The sequence below is a fragment of the Rhizobium sp. YAF28 genome (assembly GCF_052113285.1).
In the GTDB taxonomy this organism is placed as follows: Bacteria; Pseudomonadota; Alphaproteobacteria; order Rhizobiales; family Rhizobiaceae; genus Rhizobium.
On sequence record NZ_JBFRCX010000009.1, the window covers coordinates 47312 to 62816 of the forward strand.

The window sequence follows — 15505 nt, forward strand, 5'->3', positions numbered from 1 at the left end:
CAAAAGCCGCTCGGCTAAACCGAGCGCTCTTCGGCCTTCCAGACCTCACTTCACCGCGATGACGACCTTGCCTTTCGCGCGGCCCGTTTCCACATAGTCCAGCGCCTCGTTGGTTTTCTCGAACGGGAAGACCCGATCGATGACGGGGCGAATAGCGCCTGTCTCTATCAGCGAGGTGATCTTGCCGAGCTGAGCGCCGTTTGCGGTCATGAAGAGGAAAGAATAGCCGATCCCCCGGCGTTTTGCTTTCCGCCTAATGCCGAAGCTCAAAAGGCGCATGACTTGCTGCAGCAGCCAGCCCGAGCCGTTCTCCTTGGCGAAATCGGGATCGGGCGGACCTGATATCGAGATCAGCCTGCCGCCCGGCTTCAGGACGGCGAGCGACTTTTCCAGCGTATCCTTGCCGAGGCTGTTCAGCACGACGTCATAGCCCTTCAGCACCTTTTCGAAGTCGTCCTTCTTGTAATCGACCACCACGTCGGCGCCGAGGCTTTTCACCAGATCGATGTTTGCCGTGCTCGTGGTCGTCGCAACATGGGCGCCGAGATGTTTGGCAAGCTGGATGGCAACCGTGCCGACGCCGCCGGAGCCCGCATGGATCAGTATCCTCTGTCCCTTCTGCAGTTTGGCACGCTCGACCAGAACCTGCCATGCGGTCAGCGCCACCAGCGGAATCGACGCGGCCTCTTCCATGTTGAGATTGGCGGGCTTCAGTGCGACATCGGCCGCATCGATGGCGATATACTCGGCGAACGTCCCGATGCGATCCCGGCCAGGCCGCGCGTAAACCTCGTCGCCCGGCTTGAACTGCCGGACATTCGCCCCGACCCGGACCACGACGCCCGCGACATCATTGCCGAGCACCAGCGGAAGCCGATAGGGCAGAATGAGCTTGAATTCCCCGTCCCGGATCTTGGCATCCAGCAGGTTCACGCTGACGGCATGGATCTCGACCATCACGTCGTTTTCATGCAGTTGCGGTTCGGGGCTGTCGCCGAGCCTGAGGGCGCCGCCTTTCTTGTAGCGATCGATCAGGAATGCTTTCATTGGACGAACTTTCGTTTCTGTGGTGAGCCGACACAGCGACAAGGAAGGCTCAGTCGGGAAGCTTGTTGAATTTCCTGAGGTTCCTGTCGACGAAGGACTCGGGCAGAAAGCGGCGGATAAAGCGCACCTGTCCGGCGGCTTTTCCGGCCGTGTAGCGTCTCTTTGGCGATGGCGCGTTAGCGGCTCGGACGACAATTGCGGCCACCACTTCTGGTGCATCGCCCTTCGAGACGATTTCGCGCATCAGTTTTTCGGCGTCGGCGCGTACCTCATCATAGATGGCAAGCGGCCGGTCCGGCCGCGTGATGTTCTCCTCGAAGGAGGTGCGGGTGACGCCCGGTTCGACGAGCACCACGCGGACGCCTTGCGTGCGCACTTCGTGATCAAGGGATTCCGAATAGCCTTCGATCGCGTGCTTGGTTGCTGCGTAGAGCGCGTTGAAGGGTGCCGGGATCAGCCCGAGGATCGAGCTCAGGTTGACGATCCGGCCGCTACGTTGCCGCCGCATCACCGGCAGCACCGCATTCGTCATCCGTATGGTGCCGAAGACGTTGACGTCGAATACGGATTTCGCCTGCGCCGTCGTCGATTCCTCGGCGCCACCAAGCAGGCCGATCCCGGCATTGTTGACGAGAAGATCGATCCGCCCTGCCCGGCTCAGAACCTCGTCAACGACGCCCTGCACGGATTGATCGTCGATGACATCGCAGATCAGCATCGTGATCCCGTCGGCGGTATCGGGCATCGACCTTCGGCTGGTGCCGAACACACGGTAACCGTCGCGCCGCAGCGCTTTCGTCGTCACCAGCCCGATGCCGGAGGACGCCCCGGTGACCAGGGCAATGCCGCGTTCTCTCTTGCTCATCTCTGCCTTCGTTTTGTCATGGAACATCGATGCGCTTTCTGTTACTATTAAATTGATAGCAAGTCACTACTAAAAAGATATCGACATGAAAAAACTTTCGGATCAGCCCTGCCTGATCGCTCGCAGCCTGGCCCTCGTGGGCGATGCGTGGAGCATGCTGATCATGCGCGACGCCCATGCCGGGTTGACCCGTTTTGATGATTTTCGAAAAAGCCTCGGCATTGCCCCGACGATGCTGACGGGGCGGCTGTCATCGCTGACGGAGGAAGGGCTGCTGGAAAAACGTCGCTATTCCGAGCGCCCGCCGCGCGACGAATATGTGCTGACAGAGGCCGGCCGCGACTTTTTACCAGTTCTGTTTGCGATCGGCGCATGGGGCCGCAAGCACCGCGGCGGCGGCGAAGTCACCCGCTTCTTCGATGCTGAAACCGGAACCGAGATCGATCCCGTCACCATCGATCGCGCAACCGGCGCTCCTGTTGGAACCCGCCCCATTCGCATTGCCGAACCCGGATGCGCCGCTCCACCGCAGGATCAACAGGACTGACTGCCGACGCAGGCTTGCTTCGGTGGGTCTGCGACGCTCAAGCTCGCAGCTTGAGAGCAATGTCCGTATCCATTGCCATCACCGTCTCCGGTGATGGCAAAAAATGATCCTCAATCCTAACCCGAGCTTACGACTGCTGCAGCCCGTAGAGCAGCGGCATCAGCCCAGCGAGCGCCCTGAAACGCTCCCACGACTTGGACGACGGTTTCGTCCAGCCCGTTTCGGCAAGCGCGGACAGGCGAGGAAAGACCAGCCGATCGAAGACGGCGCGATCGGTCATCGGTTCGGACCAGATGCAGGCCTGAATGCCGCGAAGTTTCTGCTTCTGGGTTTCCGTCCAGCCGCCGACCGGGTCGAACGTATAGATCTTCTCAGCATCCGACGTGCCGGCCCAACTGGCGCCCGGCTCATCCCAGTCGGGCCGCAGCGCCATGTCGAGATAATAGACCTGCCCCGGGCAGACGACGATCTCATAGCCACGATTGGCAAGTTCGGCCGCGACTTCGACATTACGCCAGCTGCAAAGATAGCTCTTCGATTTGTCGATGACGTCGCCATGCGCCGCTTCTTCCCAGCCGCCGGTAATGCAGCCCTTGGAGGCGAGGAAGTTCTGAATGCGCTTCAGGAACTCTGCCTGCAGGAAGGCCGCACCCGAACCATGGATATCATCAGCGCCATGCGTATTGGTGATGACGTTCAGGCGCTTGGCATGCGCATCGGCAACCTCATCACCGGCGAGGGAACGCAGCTCCAAGAGCGCCTCCGGCGAGCCCGACCATGCGCCGAGCGGCACTTCGTCGGCGCCGATGTGGATGGTCTTGAAGGGGAAAAGCTCGATGAGTTCCGAAAAGATCGTTTCGATGACCTCATAGGTCTTTTCTCGGGCGGGATTGATGCAATTGTCCGGGAAGCCCTGAACCGAATAGTAGCTGCCGGCCTCTTGCGGATCGCGCAGTTCCGGTACGGCCTGCAGCATGGCGTAGCAATGGCCTGGTATGTCGATCTCCGGCACGATTTCGATGCCGAACCCTTGTGCGTAGGCGACAATCTCGCGAATGGCAGCCTTGGTATAGTAGCCGCCGGTGCGGGCCGGGCTGGAGCCGAGCAGCGGCGGCAGGGCAAGACCGTGACCGCGCCACGCACCGATTTCGGTCAGTGCCGGATAGGCATCGATCTCGACGCGCCAGGCTTCGTCATCGGAGAGGTGCCAATGGAAACGGTTGAGCTTGTTCCAAGCTAGCACCGCCATCAGCTTCTTGATTTCTGCCTCGCTATAGAACTGGCGGGCAACATCGAGATGCAGCCCGCGCCAGCCCATCGACGGCTCATCCACAATCTCGCCCGAGGCGGGGAACTGGAAGGTTCTCGGATGCAGGCGCGCACCGCGCCAGATCTGCCCGAGCGTCACAAGGCCGTAGAGAAAACCGGCGCGACTGCTCGCCTCGATGGTGATCGCCTCGCCTTCGAAGCTCAGCCGATAGGCTTCGGGGCCGAAACCGGCAGTCTTCTTCAAGCTGACGCTTGAAGCGCCTTCCGCGGCAGTGCGGATGATGCCCTCGACAGCGAAGAGATGGTCGACCAGCGCCTTGAAGCTGTCGGCAGCCGCTTTTGCGTCCGGATCGTCGGCCTGCAGCGAAAACCCGGCCGGCAAGGGCTGGCGCGAGCCGACGGCGACGTGGTTCGGCCAGGGAATGATTGAAACCTGAACGGGCACAGTGGCAGGTACCGGAAAGATCTCCGCGCCACGCTTCAATGGTGCATTGCTGGCGGAAGACCGCGTCGGCTCGAGCCCAAGCGAAACTGTGCTGCCGTCGGCAAAGGCCAGATAGGCGCTCGTTGCACCATCCGTCCAATGACGGAACTGCCAGCTCAATGCATGGACGGAAATCGTCCAGGTCTCGCCCCTATCGAGAACGAAGCCTTCCGGAGGATGAAATTCGGTGAAATTTGACAGCCTTTTTGAAACCGTCGCACCCTCGACGCGACCGGCGGGATCGACCCGCCCGGGGCCGCTGACACAGAGTGAGAAGCCGGATAGCGGCTCGGCATTGAGGTTCTTGAGCTGCAGGACATAGGAAAAATCCTTGCCCTCGGCCGGCGGATTCCAGACTGTTTCGAGCCGCAGGGCCTGAGGTCGCGGTGTGGACATGATCGTTTCTTTCTATTCGTATTGTCGAAATCAGGACTTCAGCATGCCGGCATAGATGCCGGGAGCGGAATCGGGGATCGCAGTTGCGCCGACGGCTTTTTCGTAGAAGGCGGATGGGCCGACATCCCCGATGATCGCGTAGCCATAGCCCATGGTTTTCAGGTCATTGAGGCTGGCAAAGAGCAGCGCCCTGCCGATGCCAAGCCCGCGCAGGCTCTCGTCGACACCGGTCGGTCCGAAGAAGTCGGGTGCGGTCGCCTCGTGGCAGGAAAAGCCGACAAGCTTGCCTTCGCGCGTGGCGATGAAACAGGTCGGCGGCTGGCGCGTCATCGCAACCGTTGCCTCGCTTGCCCAGGCTTCGCCGAAATGCTCGTCGATCCAGCGGACAATCAGCTTCAGTTCGGGGGGCAGTGCCCGGCGGATGGTGACACCTGCCTTTGCCATGGCGTCGGGTGACTTTGTGTCCTGCGGAAGGGTCGACAGGTTGACGAGATAATCCATGAAAGACGTCCTGTTAGCTCGGCGCGCCGAGCGCGCGCATGAAATGATTGGGACCGATCTGCTCGATCACGGTGGATTCCGGGCGGCTGAGTGACCGGACGCGCTCTGCCTGTTCGAGGAAGCGCGCGCTGCCGCCGGTCACGAAGGGCCGTCCGCCGTCAGGCACTGCGGAGAGCAGCAACTGGGTATAGGGATGACGCGGACTGGAGAGCACCGTTTCGGTGTCGCCCCATTCGACCATCTGACCGGCAAACATCACGACGATCTCCTCGGCCACGTGGGCCGCCGTCGCGATGTCATGGGTGATATAGAGCATCGCCAGTTCGTTCTCCTGCTTCACCCAGGCGAGCAGATCGAGAATATCCTTGCGGATGGAAACATCGAGCATCGAGGTCGGCTCGTCAGCGACAAGCACGCTCGGCGACACCGCAAGCGCCCGGGCAATGTTGACGCGCTGCCGCTGGCCGCCCGACAGCTCATGCGGAAACTTCTGTTTCGACACGGCCGGGTCTAGGCCGACGCTTTCCAGCAATCCCGTAATGCCATTCTCAAGGGCGGTCCGCGACGTGTTCTGGCTGTGAAGCTGCAGCGGCCGGGAAAGATGATGGCTGACGGTGAAGGCGGGGTTGAGCGACGAGAACGGATCCTGAAAGACCATCTGCACGTCCCTGCGATAAAGACGCTCGTCTTTTGCCGTCCCCTGAGCGGTCAGATCCTGCCCGTGAAAGAACAGCTTGCCGCCGGTCGGCCGGTCGAGACGCGCGATGATGCGGGCGCAGGTCGTCTTGCCGCAGCCGGATTCGCCAACAAGTGCCAGCGCACGGCCGGGAAAGAGCGAGAAGGAGACGCCCTTCAGCGCATGTACCGGGCCGAACTGGCGCCTGATCTCCTCAAGCCGTATGACGGCTCCGGCCGGGGACAGGTGTGCCTCGGACTTCATGCCAATGCTCCTGAAAGATGGGGCTTGCTCGGAAGCTGGGGAATGGCGTTCCAGAGCTTGCGCGTGTAGTCGTGCAGCGGCGCCTGGCTGACCTGCCTGACATCGCCGACTTCGACCAGTTCGCCCTTCAGCATGATGCCGATACGCTGGCAAAGCTGCGCCATCAGATGCAGGTCGTGGGTGATGAACAGTACCGAGAAACCGTAAGTCCGCTGCAGATCGACGACCTGTTCGAGGATCTCGCGCTGCACGACGACATCAAGTGCCGTCGTCGGCTCGTCCATGATGATGAGCTCCGGCCTCAGCGCCAGGCAGATGGCGATGACGATGCGCTGGCGCATGCCGCCGGAAAACTGGTGCGGATAATCGCTGATGCGCTGCGGCGGTATGCCGACGAGCCGGAACATCTCCTCGCCGCGCGCCCGTGACTCCTGGCGCGAGCAGCCGGTGTGCCGGTAGAGCACATCGTGGAACTGTGCCTCAACGCGCATCAAAGGATTGAGCGAGTTCATGGCGCTCTGAAAGACCATGCCGATGCGCTTCCAGCGGATCCTCTGCAGCTCCCGCTCCGGCATTTTGAGAAGATCCTGCCCGTCCATCCGGATGCTGCCGCCGCTGATCCAGGCCGGGGCCTTGGAAAGCCGCGTGATGGCATAGGCGATGGTGCTCTTGCCGCAACCGGATTCACCCGCCAGCCCGAAGACCTCGCCTCGAGCGATACTGAACGACACATCCTTGACGGCGCGGAACTCGCCCTTGTCGAGCAGGTAGTCGACGTTGAGCTTTTCGATTTCCAGCAGATTGTCGCTCATCGGCCGACCTCCAGTTGACGGTTGCGGGCTCGGGTCAGGCGGAACCAGCGCGACAGCGCCGGCCCGGAGCGAAGCTGCGGATTGGCGATCTCGTCGAAGGTGAAATTGAGCAGTGCGAGGCCAAGGCCCGTCACGGCAATGCCGACCGCCGGGACACCGACATCCCACCAGGCGCCGACCATGATCGCCGAAGCGTTCTGGGCGTTATAGAGCATGGTGCCCCAGGACACTTTCAGCGGATCGCCGAAACCGAGATATTCGAGCGTCGTCTGCGCGACGATCGCATAGATGATGCTGCCGACAAGGTTGATACCGATTAGCGGTGTGAGGTTCGGCAGGATCTCCACGAAGATGATCCGCCAGGCGGGCTCGCCGATCATTTTCGATGCGGTGACGAAATCGCGATTGCGCAGCGCCATCGTCTGCGACCGTGTCATGCGGGCACCCCATGGCCACGAGGTCAGGGCGATGATCGTCATGATCGTCATCGGCCCGACCGTGCCGGCAAAAGAAGCAAGCAGGATCAAGAGCGGCATGTTCGGAACAACGAGTACCGCGTTCGTTGCGAGATCAAGGGCGGCATCCGTCTTGCCGCCGACATAGCCGGCGACGAGGCCGATGGCGGTGCCGATCACGGTGATCGCGATGCCCGTCGCAAAACCGACGGTGAGCGAACTGCGCGCACCCCAGACGAACTGGCGATAGACGTCGCGCCCCATCTTCGTCGTGCCGAGCACATGCTCGATGGACGGAGGCTGGTGAGAGCGGCCGACACGGGCGCCGGGTTCGCCGGGCGCAATGATCGGTGCAGATAGCGCCATGAGCCAGAGAGCGACTACAATGATGAGGCCGGCGACGGCCTTCTTCTGGCGAAGGATGGATCTCAGCGTGAAGCCCATTACACAGCATCCCGCAGTCGGGGGTCGATAAACCCGTAAATGATGTCGACGAGGAAATTGGCCCCGAGCGTTGCGAGCGTCATCAGAAGCAGCTGACCCTGGATGACCGGATAATCGCGGGCAATGCTCGCCGTATAGAGCGTCAGGCCGAGCCCCGGATAATTGAAGACGATCTCGGTCACGATCGAACCGCCGAAAACAGCGCCAAGCATGAGGGCAAGGTTTGTCAGGACAGGAAGCATGGCGTTGCGCGCGCCATAGCCGAACATCACGTTAAGATGACTGAGACCCTTGGCGCGGGCCATCGTTACATAGTCCTCGCCGAGGATCGAGATCATCGACGAACGCATGGTCGTCTGGAATTCACCGATCAGGAAAGGCGACAGCGTCAGTACCGGCAGGATGGCATGCATGAAGACGCTACCGGCAAAGGTGAAGTTGAACGCAGGATCGAGATTCGGGTCATAGGCGTAACCGACCGGAAACCAGCGCAGCGAGACGCCGAAGACGAAAAGCGTCGTCAGCGCGATGATGACAGGCGGAACCGAAATCATGATGACCGATAGTGGCGAGACGATCGTGTCGAAGCGGCCACCGCGGCGCCATGCCGAGACCGCGCCAAGCACGACGCCGATGCAGAGCGAAAAGATGATGGCGGTCACGACGAGGAAAATGGTCCAGATCGTCGAGCGGGCGAGAACCTGAACGACGGTCTGAGGATAATATTTGACCGAGACGCCGAGATCGAAACTCGCAAGCCCCTTCAGATAATCGACGAATTGCAGAAGCATCGGCTGATCGACGGCACCGAAGCGAACCTTGATCGCCTCAACCGCTGCGGGTGTGGCCCGCGGTCCGAGCTGGGCGACCATCGCATCGACGGGTGTCCCCGGCATGAGCCGGGGAAGAATGAAATTCATCACGATGGCGAACGCCAGGGCGACCGCATAGACGCCGAGGCGCCGTCCGGAAACACGCATATCCCTTCCCTCGCCGGTCTTATTGGACCGGCTTCAGGCGCAGGAGATGCATAAGGCGCATCCGGTTGTTGTCATGATCTTCCGGGTTCATGACCGGATCCTTGTCGGTCACCCAGCCGGTGAAACGCTTGCTCGAAAACTGATACCAGGTCGGTCCGTTGAAGACAGGCACGACCGGGAAGTCATCTGCAACCAGCAGCTGGATATCGTTGAAGATCTTCTTGTGATCCTCATCCGATGTCGCCTTCAGATACTGATCGAAAAGCGCATCGAGTTTCGGGTTCGAGTAGCGCGAGGGAGCACCAGTGATGCGCCCGCCATAGGCGGTCGAGAGGTTCTGGTAATAGCCGCGGAAAGGTGTGGCGCCATCGGCGCGCGAGTTCATGACGACCTCGAAGCTGCCATCGAGAATCTGCTTGCGCCATTGTTCGTATTCGGGAGTGGCAACCGAGGCATTGATGCCGGCCGCACGCAGGCCTTCAACGGCGATCTGCACGGCGTCGATCCAGTCCGTCCAGCCGTTTGGGACGATGATCGGAAAAGTGATCGGCTTGCCGCTGGGGCTCGTGCGGAAACCGTCCGCACCCTTCTTGTAACCGGCATCGTCGAGGATCTTGTTGGCCTTGTCGGTATCCAGGCCCATGAAGGCATCCTTGTCGCCTTCAGCCGCCTTGTTGCTCCAGCCTTCAAAACGCGGCGGCAGACCGGAGGCGTGCTCGTTGACAACCGGATAACCGAAGCCCGCAATATCGACCATCGACTTGCGGTCCATGGCAAGGCTGAAGGCGTGGCGGAAGTTGAGGTCCTTATAGGCTTCCAGATTGCCCTCATCCTTGGTCTTGAAGTTCATCTGGAAGGCAACGGTCTCGGCCGGCGGCTGCCAATAGCCGTTATGTTCGGCGTCGAGCGCCACGAATGTCTTGTCGATCTCGGGAATGAAGGAGCCGATCCAGTCCATATTGCCCTCGGGCAGGATCGCGAGCATCTGGTCGTTGCCGGAAATCTGCGGCAGGCGCAGGCAATCGACATGCAAAGAGGCTGCATCCCAATAGTTCGGGTTGCGGCACTGCTCATAAACCTGCGGTGTGAAGCGGCGCACTTCCGTCATCGGACCGGAGCCAACCGGCTTCTCGTTTCTGAATGCCACGGGATCGGAAACATCCTTCCAGACATGCTCGGGAACGACGGCGAGGTCGGCCAGCGATTCCGGGAAGTCGGAATTGACGGCCTTGAGCTTGATCGTCACCTCAGTCGGCGAAGGCGCCTCGACGGATGCCACGGTTTCGCCGACACCAACGGTATCGAGCGCGGCATTCTTCAGCATCAGATCGATCGTATATTTGACGTCCGCCGATGTCAGCGGCTGGCCGTCCGACCATTTCACGCCCGGGCGCAGTTCATAGGTGATCGACTTCATGTCGTCGGAAAACTTGTAGTTCGTGGCAAGGCGCCAGACCGGCTTGCCACCGTCCTGTGCGTTGAAGATGACGAGCGGCTCATAGATGAAATCCATGGTGCTCTGCCGGCGGCCGGCAAGGTCGAACGGATTGAAGTTCTGCACCCAGCTCGTCTGCTCTTCGATGTGCATTGTCAGGACGGCTTCGGCGGCCGAAACAGCCGATGCGCCAAACGCCATCACCGCCGTCAAGGCGGTCGCCGCCGCCCAGCCTGCACGCGTGGAAATACTGCGGATTACGCTCTTATCCAGTCCCATTTCACGTTCCCTTGCTTGTTATTTTTTAGATTCAATCAAATTGATTTAATCAAGCTAACGCAAGATTTCCGATCCGGTCAATCGGGTGGAAACTAAAATTTCGGCTCCAACATTTGAACGTGATCGCGTCGATGCACATGTCGACAGATTGCTCGCTAACCGCGGCTTCGCCGGGAAAACTGAATTGTCATACTTATTGTGCGTCGCGAAAAGCCTGGCGCAAGCGCCATTCGCCAGACTGAATTCGTTAAGGCGTGACTATTTGATCCAGCCTATGTTGAAGCCATGACGGCCTACTTTTCAGCACGTTCAGCCGTCCAGCATCTGCTGGGCGGCTATTTCACCGATTATCGGTTCAGATCAGCGTCTTAAAGACCTACCGGAAAACCTTCGAACGGCTTGATTTCCTTGAGGACGAAGGTGGTCTGCATTTCCTTGATACGCGGCAGACGGCGCACGACAGACATCGCGAAATCGGCATAGGAATCGAGATCGGGAGAGACGACCTGCAGCAGAAAATCCGAGTCTCCGGCAATGCTGTAGCAGGCGACAACCTCCCGCAGCCGTGCAACTTCGGCGGCAAAGGCGTCCGCCTCCGCCTCGTTATGGCCATCGATCTTCACTCGGATGAAGGCAAGGACCCCAAGCCCGAGTTTGCGCCGATTGAGATCGGCCCGGTAACCCCGGATCACACCCGTCTCTTCGAGCTGACGTACCTTTCGCCAACAAGGAGACGTCGACATGCCGACGCGCTCGGACAGTTCCTGATTTGTCAGCCGCCCGTCGGCCTGTAGGCTTGAAAGAATTTTCAGCTCAACTGACTCAAACGTCGCCATCGGTAATATCTACCCAAAAATCGCATCGACTGGGTGAAGCCTACCAAATATCCACGCTGAACGGCAATATCAGATAAGATCCTTCTGCGGTGATCGCTTAGGCTGTGGCCATCGCAATCTCAGGTCTTTCCCATGCTGTCAGATATCCGCATTGCCATTGTCGTCGATCCCAAACTCCCGCCAGCCCTCATTGCAAATACCGTCAGCGCCATTGGCATAGGCATGGGCGCCAAGATGCCACTTCTCGGCGCCGAAAGGCTCAGCGACCATGCCGGAAGGACCACCGATATCGTCTCCAACCGACCTGTGCCGATTCTGCAGGCCGACGGACAGACGATCCGCCAGATCATGTTGAAGGCGCTGAACCAACCGGAGGAACATGCCATCGTACCGTTTCCCGCTTTTGCGCGGTCACTGCACGATTATACTGATTATCAGCGCAGTTTCCCGGACAGGGACTTGAGCGAAGAAGAGATCGATGGGCTGGGCCTTGCAGGGCCAGCGAAATGGGTGAGGTCGCTGACCGGTTCCCTGAAATTACTGCGCTAGATCGCCGAGCCAGCACAACAAAAGGCTTTGTTGTCGCCGGGACATGTTTGGTGGTGCAAAGCGACGTCTTAATCGATACCCAAGGCCGACTGGTTTGGAGTAGATCATGAGCGTCCTTCGAGTTCTTGGCAGGCAATCATCCATCAACGTTCGCAAGGTGCTCTGGACCTGCGAAGAGATCGGCATCGATTACGTGCAGGAGGATTGGGGAACGGGATTTGCCTCGACCAGGACACCGGAATTCCTCGCACTCAATCCGAATGGTCTCGTGCCGGTCATCGAAAGCGATGACGGCATCTTGTGGGAATCCAACACGATCTGCCGTTATCTCGCGTCCAGACACGGCCGCGACGATCTGCTGCCGTCGTCCCCCTGGAGGCGGGCACTGATCGAGCGATGGATGGATTGGCAGGCAACAGAGCTGAACAGTGCCTGGCGCGGCGCGTTCCAGGGTCTTGTGCGCAAAGACACCGCTTATGCGGACCCCTTGATCATTGCCGCTAGCGCCAGGGATTGGAACGGGAAGATGGAGATCCTGGAAAATACCCTCTCGACGGGCGGACCTTTCGTGACGGGAGATCACTTCACGCTGGCGGATATTTTGATTGGCCTGTCGATCAATCGCTGGTTTCACACACCGATCGAACGACCCGCGCTGTCCGCGGTCACAGCCTACTTCGATCGCCTCAAGGAACGACCGTCCTTCCGGCGAGGCGGTTACGATGCGGTGCCGTGAGCTCAGGTGTTTAAATACCGCATGCTCGCGGTGTCGGCGCTAGTGGCGATACGGACCAACAGCAAGGAAGAGCAGATATCCGGCATCGACTTTGAAGGTTTCGCACAGAGATATCCAATCGGGGCTCGGAATCTTCGCTGGCAATCGCTACTTCGTTCCTGATGTGATCGTGGGAGAAGGGGAGCCCGTGCAGGCGGACCTACAGAAAGACATGACGGCCTGGTTCCAGTCGCTGGAGCCCAGCAAGCCGGTTGAGATGGTCGGGTTATGGCGAGGCGCTGGCGTTCCATCGGGGCATCCGCTCGATGGCGTCCTCGAAAACCTGCGATGGTTCGGCAAACGCTTTCATCCTGACATGCGGGCCGACGCCCTACTCTTTCAGTGGCATCCGGGACGGCTCGTGGCCATCGATCCGCGCTTCGTCCCTATCGGGCTCGCGATCAAGCTGGCACCATTCGGACGGACCGCCTTCGCCCAGACGACGTTTTCGTATCTCCAGAAGGCGTTCCGCGCGCGAGGCACGACAGCCGCACTGGAAGTTCGGACATTCGACCACATTGCAAGCGCTGCAATGGTCTACAACGAGCAGCCGATCGTCGACCACTTCAGGCGGGTGGATGAAAATACGCTGGCTGGGATGATGTGCGTGCGCGACGACGAAAGGCGGTTCTTCTTCAAACTCACGAAGATCGACGCTCAGGCCTAGAACGATGTTGAGAACAATCGCATGGGCGATCACTGCAGCTTCGGTTGCGGGCAACGGTTTCGCCGCTGATGCGGACCGTGGCGCGAGAACTTTCCGGGCCTGTTCTTCATGTCACATTATCGATGACACCAGAAGTACATTCGCCCCCTCTCTGAAGGGGGTCGTGGGGCGGCGGGCAGCTGTCATAGATGATTACGCCTACTCACCCGCCTTGAAGAAAGCCGGCGAAGACGGGCTTGTCTGGAACGAGCATGAACTTGCGGAATTTCTGGCAAGCCCGAGCAGAAAAATCCCCGGCACAAAGATGCGCTTCTGGGGGCTCTGGAGCTTCGAGATCGACGACCTTATCGCCTTCCTGAAGGCAAATCCGTAGCAGCGCAGGCGGCGGACGATGGCAGGCCTATAAGAGCTTTGTCACCTCCTCCACGTGAATTCGCAGGATGAGCGCCCTCCACAATTCAACCGCTCGTAACGCATGACACCCTTGCTGCGGGTGAACTTCCCTCTAGTTCAGTATACCGCGTCGTGCCCTCGGTCGGCGCGGACCAAACTTGGGAGAAAGCGATGCAAGAGGCCCTCGTCGTTCGCCGCGAAACGCATCTTTCAGCGCCGCCTGCGGCCGTGTTCGCCCTGCTGACGGATCCGGAAAAGATCCTCCGCTGGATGGGGACGGAAGCAGAGATCGAGCCGCAGCCCGGAGGGCTCTATCTCGTCAACGTTACCGGCGCACGTTTCGCTCGCGGCTCTTTCCGCGAAGTGGTGCCGGTCCACCGCCTGGCCTATAGTTTCGGCTGGGATGGGAGCGAAGTGGTGCCGCCGGGCTCCAGCCTGGTCGAGATTGATCTGATCGAACAACATGATGGAACGCTCCTGCGTCTGACGCATACCGGCTTGCCCAATGCCGAGCAATGCGCCGGCCATGCCGAGGGCTGGGCTCACTACCTTGGTCGGCTGAGCACCGTAGCGGCCGGACGCGACCCGGGACCCGATCCCTTCTATGGCAGGAAATGACCAAGATTCTCATTTGAAAGAGAAGCCGAATTCACGAGGAAGGCTACGTCTGGCTGACATCCGGTGACCGCTATGGCATGATCGAGGCATGGATTTGCCCGCCCACCTCGCCTGGCTGATCGATGAGGCCGGCGCCTCGTCCGGCCCCGAACACTTCATAGCCGAGCTTGGCCGCCAGTTGCTTGCCGATGGCCTGCCGCTCGCCGGCGGAGCCCTCACCCTTGCCGTTCCACATCCGATCATTGCGCGTCGCACCTGGTTGTGGCGGGCCGAGACCGGCACCGTCATCGAGGCGCTCGACTTTGCCGGCAGCTCGCTCAACAAGGCTGCGGGCGACTGGCTTGCCGGGCTTGGGCCAGTATACGAAGGAAAGATCGGTCGAGGCTCCGACAGTCCGACATTGGGCTGGGCTGGATCCCGCTCGTTCGATCCGGACGAGGCGGACCGGCTGCACCAGGCCGCCCGCTTTGCAGTGGCACCCTTGGCGGCTCTGACCGCACGAACGGCGCTGACAACCCTTTTAGAGGCCTATCTCGGCAAACGCAGTGCCGCGCAGGTGCAGGCCGGAGCGCTCGGCCGCAGCAGCGGTGAAACAATTCGCGCCGCTTTGCTCTGTGCTGACCTGCGCGATTTCACGGCCCTATCCGAAGAAACCGAGCCCTCTCTCATGATCACCACCCTCGATGCCTGGTTCGATCGTGTTGCAGGCGCGGTACACGCTTTCGGGGGTGAGGTGCTGAAGTTCATTGGTGACGGTGTTCTGGCGATCTTTCCCGTTAGCGGAACGCCTGGTGAGGCTTGCGAAGCGTCGCTACGCGCCGTCGCGGCCGCCCGTGCCGGCATGGCCCATCTCGACACCGCGCGGCAGGCACAAGGTCTGCCGCCGCTGCCCTTCGGCGTCGCGCTGCATTTTGGCGAAATGCTCTGGGGCAATATCGGTGCGGCCGACCGGCTGGACTTCACCGCCATCGGCCCCGCGGTCAATCTGGTCAGCCGGCTGGAAGGACTCTGCAAGTCCCTTGGTCATCGTGTGCTGATATCAGGTGCGCTCGCTGCGGAGGTTTCGACGCAACTGGTCCCCCTCGGTGAACACCGGTTGCGCGGCATCGCCGATCCCTGCGCGGTCTTCACTCTGCCAACGGATTGAACGACGCGCAGATCGCGGCAATCGCCGGGGCAGTGACACCAGTCAATCTGCCCCGGCAGTGAGTTC

At 60.4% G+C, this 15505-nt stretch carries 17 protein-coding genes; 7 read left to right on the plus strand and 10 right to left on the minus strand.

Annotated features, from left to right (window positions below; all coding sequences use genetic code 11):
* Window positions 1–45: 45 nt before the first annotated feature.
* Together AB4Z13_RS20760 and AB4Z13_RS20765 are read right to left on the minus strand one after the other, a co-directional pair.
* Window positions 46–1047 carry an NADP-dependent oxidoreductase gene (locus AB4Z13_RS20760; protein WP_442206683.1) on the minus strand — a complete coding sequence of 334 codons (1002 nt, stop codon included), beginning with the start codon at window positions 1045–1047 and terminating at the stop codon, window positions 46–48.
* Window positions 1048–1096: 49 nt separating this feature from the next.
* Window positions 1097–1912, minus strand: a complete 816-nt coding sequence (locus AB4Z13_RS20765) for an oxidoreductase (protein ID WP_442206684.1) — start codon at window positions 1910–1912, stop codon at window positions 1097–1099.
* Window positions 1913–1997: 85 nt separating this feature from the next.
* On the opposite strand from AB4Z13_RS20765, the gene AB4Z13_RS20770 reads away from it, so the two are divergent.
* Window positions 1998–2459 (plus strand): winged helix-turn-helix transcriptional regulator, encoded by a 462-nt coding sequence (locus tag AB4Z13_RS20770; RefSeq protein WP_025668273.1) that lies wholly within the window; start codon window positions 1998–2000, stop codon window positions 2457–2459.
* Between the two features lie 127 nt (window positions 2460–2586).
* Here AB4Z13_RS20770 and AB4Z13_RS20775 read toward each other — a convergent pair whose 3' ends face one another.
* From AB4Z13_RS20775 to AB4Z13_RS20810, 8 genes are all read right to left on the minus strand, one after another.
* A complete protein-coding gene (locus AB4Z13_RS20775) occupies window positions 2587–4608 on the minus strand; it encodes a beta-N-acetylhexosaminidase (protein WP_442206685.1) in 2022 nt (673 codons plus the stop codon).
* A gap of 30 nt (window positions 4609–4638) precedes the next feature.
* Window positions 4639–5109: a GNAT family N-acetyltransferase gene (locus AB4Z13_RS20780; RefSeq protein WP_007823411.1), complete on the minus strand. Its 471-nt coding sequence runs from the start codon at window positions 5107–5109 to the stop codon at window positions 4639–4641.
* Window positions 5110–5122: 13 nt separating this feature from the next.
* Window positions 5123–6049, minus strand: coding sequence for an ABC transporter ATP-binding protein (locus AB4Z13_RS20785; protein ID WP_442206686.1), 927 nt, complete (start codon window positions 6047–6049; stop codon window positions 5123–5125).
* Entirely contained in the window at window positions 6046–6861 is an 816-nt protein-coding gene (locus AB4Z13_RS20790) for an ABC transporter ATP-binding protein (RefSeq protein ID WP_442206687.1), read from the minus strand. Before AB4Z13_RS20790 ends, AB4Z13_RS20785 begins: the two co-directional genes overlap by 4 nt.
* On the minus strand, window positions 6858–7760 hold the full coding sequence (locus tag AB4Z13_RS20795; protein ID WP_442206688.1) for an ABC transporter permease: 903 nt from the start codon (window positions 7758–7760) through the stop codon (window positions 6858–6860). Before AB4Z13_RS20795 ends, AB4Z13_RS20790 begins: the two co-directional genes overlap by 4 nt.
* The gene (locus AB4Z13_RS20800) at window positions 7760–8740 is read right to left on the minus strand and encodes an ABC transporter permease (protein ID WP_310390206.1); all 981 of its coding nucleotides are present in this window, start codon (window positions 8738–8740) and stop codon (window positions 7760–7762) included. Before AB4Z13_RS20800 ends, AB4Z13_RS20795 begins: the two co-directional genes overlap by 1 nt.
* 19 nt (window positions 8741–8759) lie before the next feature.
* Window positions 8760–10454 (minus strand): ABC transporter substrate-binding protein, encoded by a 1695-nt coding sequence (locus AB4Z13_RS20805; RefSeq protein WP_442206689.1) that lies wholly within the window; start codon window positions 10452–10454, stop codon window positions 8760–8762.
* Between the two features lie 368 nt (window positions 10455–10822).
* The gene (locus AB4Z13_RS20810) at window positions 10823–11290 is read right to left on the minus strand and encodes an Lrp/AsnC family transcriptional regulator (RefSeq protein ID WP_113320020.1); all 468 of its coding nucleotides are present in this window, start codon (window positions 11288–11290) and stop codon (window positions 10823–10825) included.
* A gap of 132 nt (window positions 11291–11422) precedes the next feature.
* On the opposite strand from AB4Z13_RS20810, the gene AB4Z13_RS20815 reads away from it, so the two are divergent.
* The 6 genes from AB4Z13_RS20815 (at window position 11423) to AB4Z13_RS20840 (ending at window position 15439) form a co-directional block, all read left to right on the plus strand.
* On the plus strand, window positions 11423–11839 hold the full coding sequence (locus AB4Z13_RS20815; RefSeq protein WP_113320021.1) for a DUF2000 domain-containing protein: 417 nt from the start codon (window positions 11423–11425) through the stop codon (window positions 11837–11839).
* Between the two features lie 106 nt (window positions 11840–11945).
* Window positions 11946–12575, plus strand: coding sequence for a glutathione S-transferase family protein (locus AB4Z13_RS20820; protein WP_442206690.1), 630 nt, complete (start codon window positions 11946–11948; stop codon window positions 12573–12575).
* A gap of 211 nt (window positions 12576–12786) precedes the next feature.
* Window positions 12787–13281, plus strand: a complete 495-nt coding sequence (locus tag AB4Z13_RS20825) for a GXWXG domain-containing protein (protein ID WP_442206691.1) — start codon at window positions 12787–12789, stop codon at window positions 13279–13281.
* Between the two features lie 4 nt (window positions 13282–13285).
* Window positions 13286–13654: a c-type cytochrome gene (locus tag AB4Z13_RS20830; RefSeq protein WP_113320023.1), complete on the plus strand. Its 369-nt coding sequence runs from the start codon at window positions 13286–13288 to the stop codon at window positions 13652–13654.
* Window positions 13655–13845: 191 nt separating this feature from the next.
* Window positions 13846–14292, plus strand: coding sequence for an SRPBCC family protein (locus tag AB4Z13_RS20835; RefSeq protein WP_439017936.1), 447 nt, complete (start codon window positions 13846–13848; stop codon window positions 14290–14292).
* 88 nt (window positions 14293–14380) lie between these two features.
* Window positions 14381–15439, plus strand: a complete 1059-nt coding sequence (locus tag AB4Z13_RS20840; protein ID WP_442206692.1) for an adenylate/guanylate cyclase domain-containing protein — start codon at window positions 14381–14383, stop codon at window positions 15437–15439.
* Window positions 15440–15505: the final 66 nt, after the last annotated feature.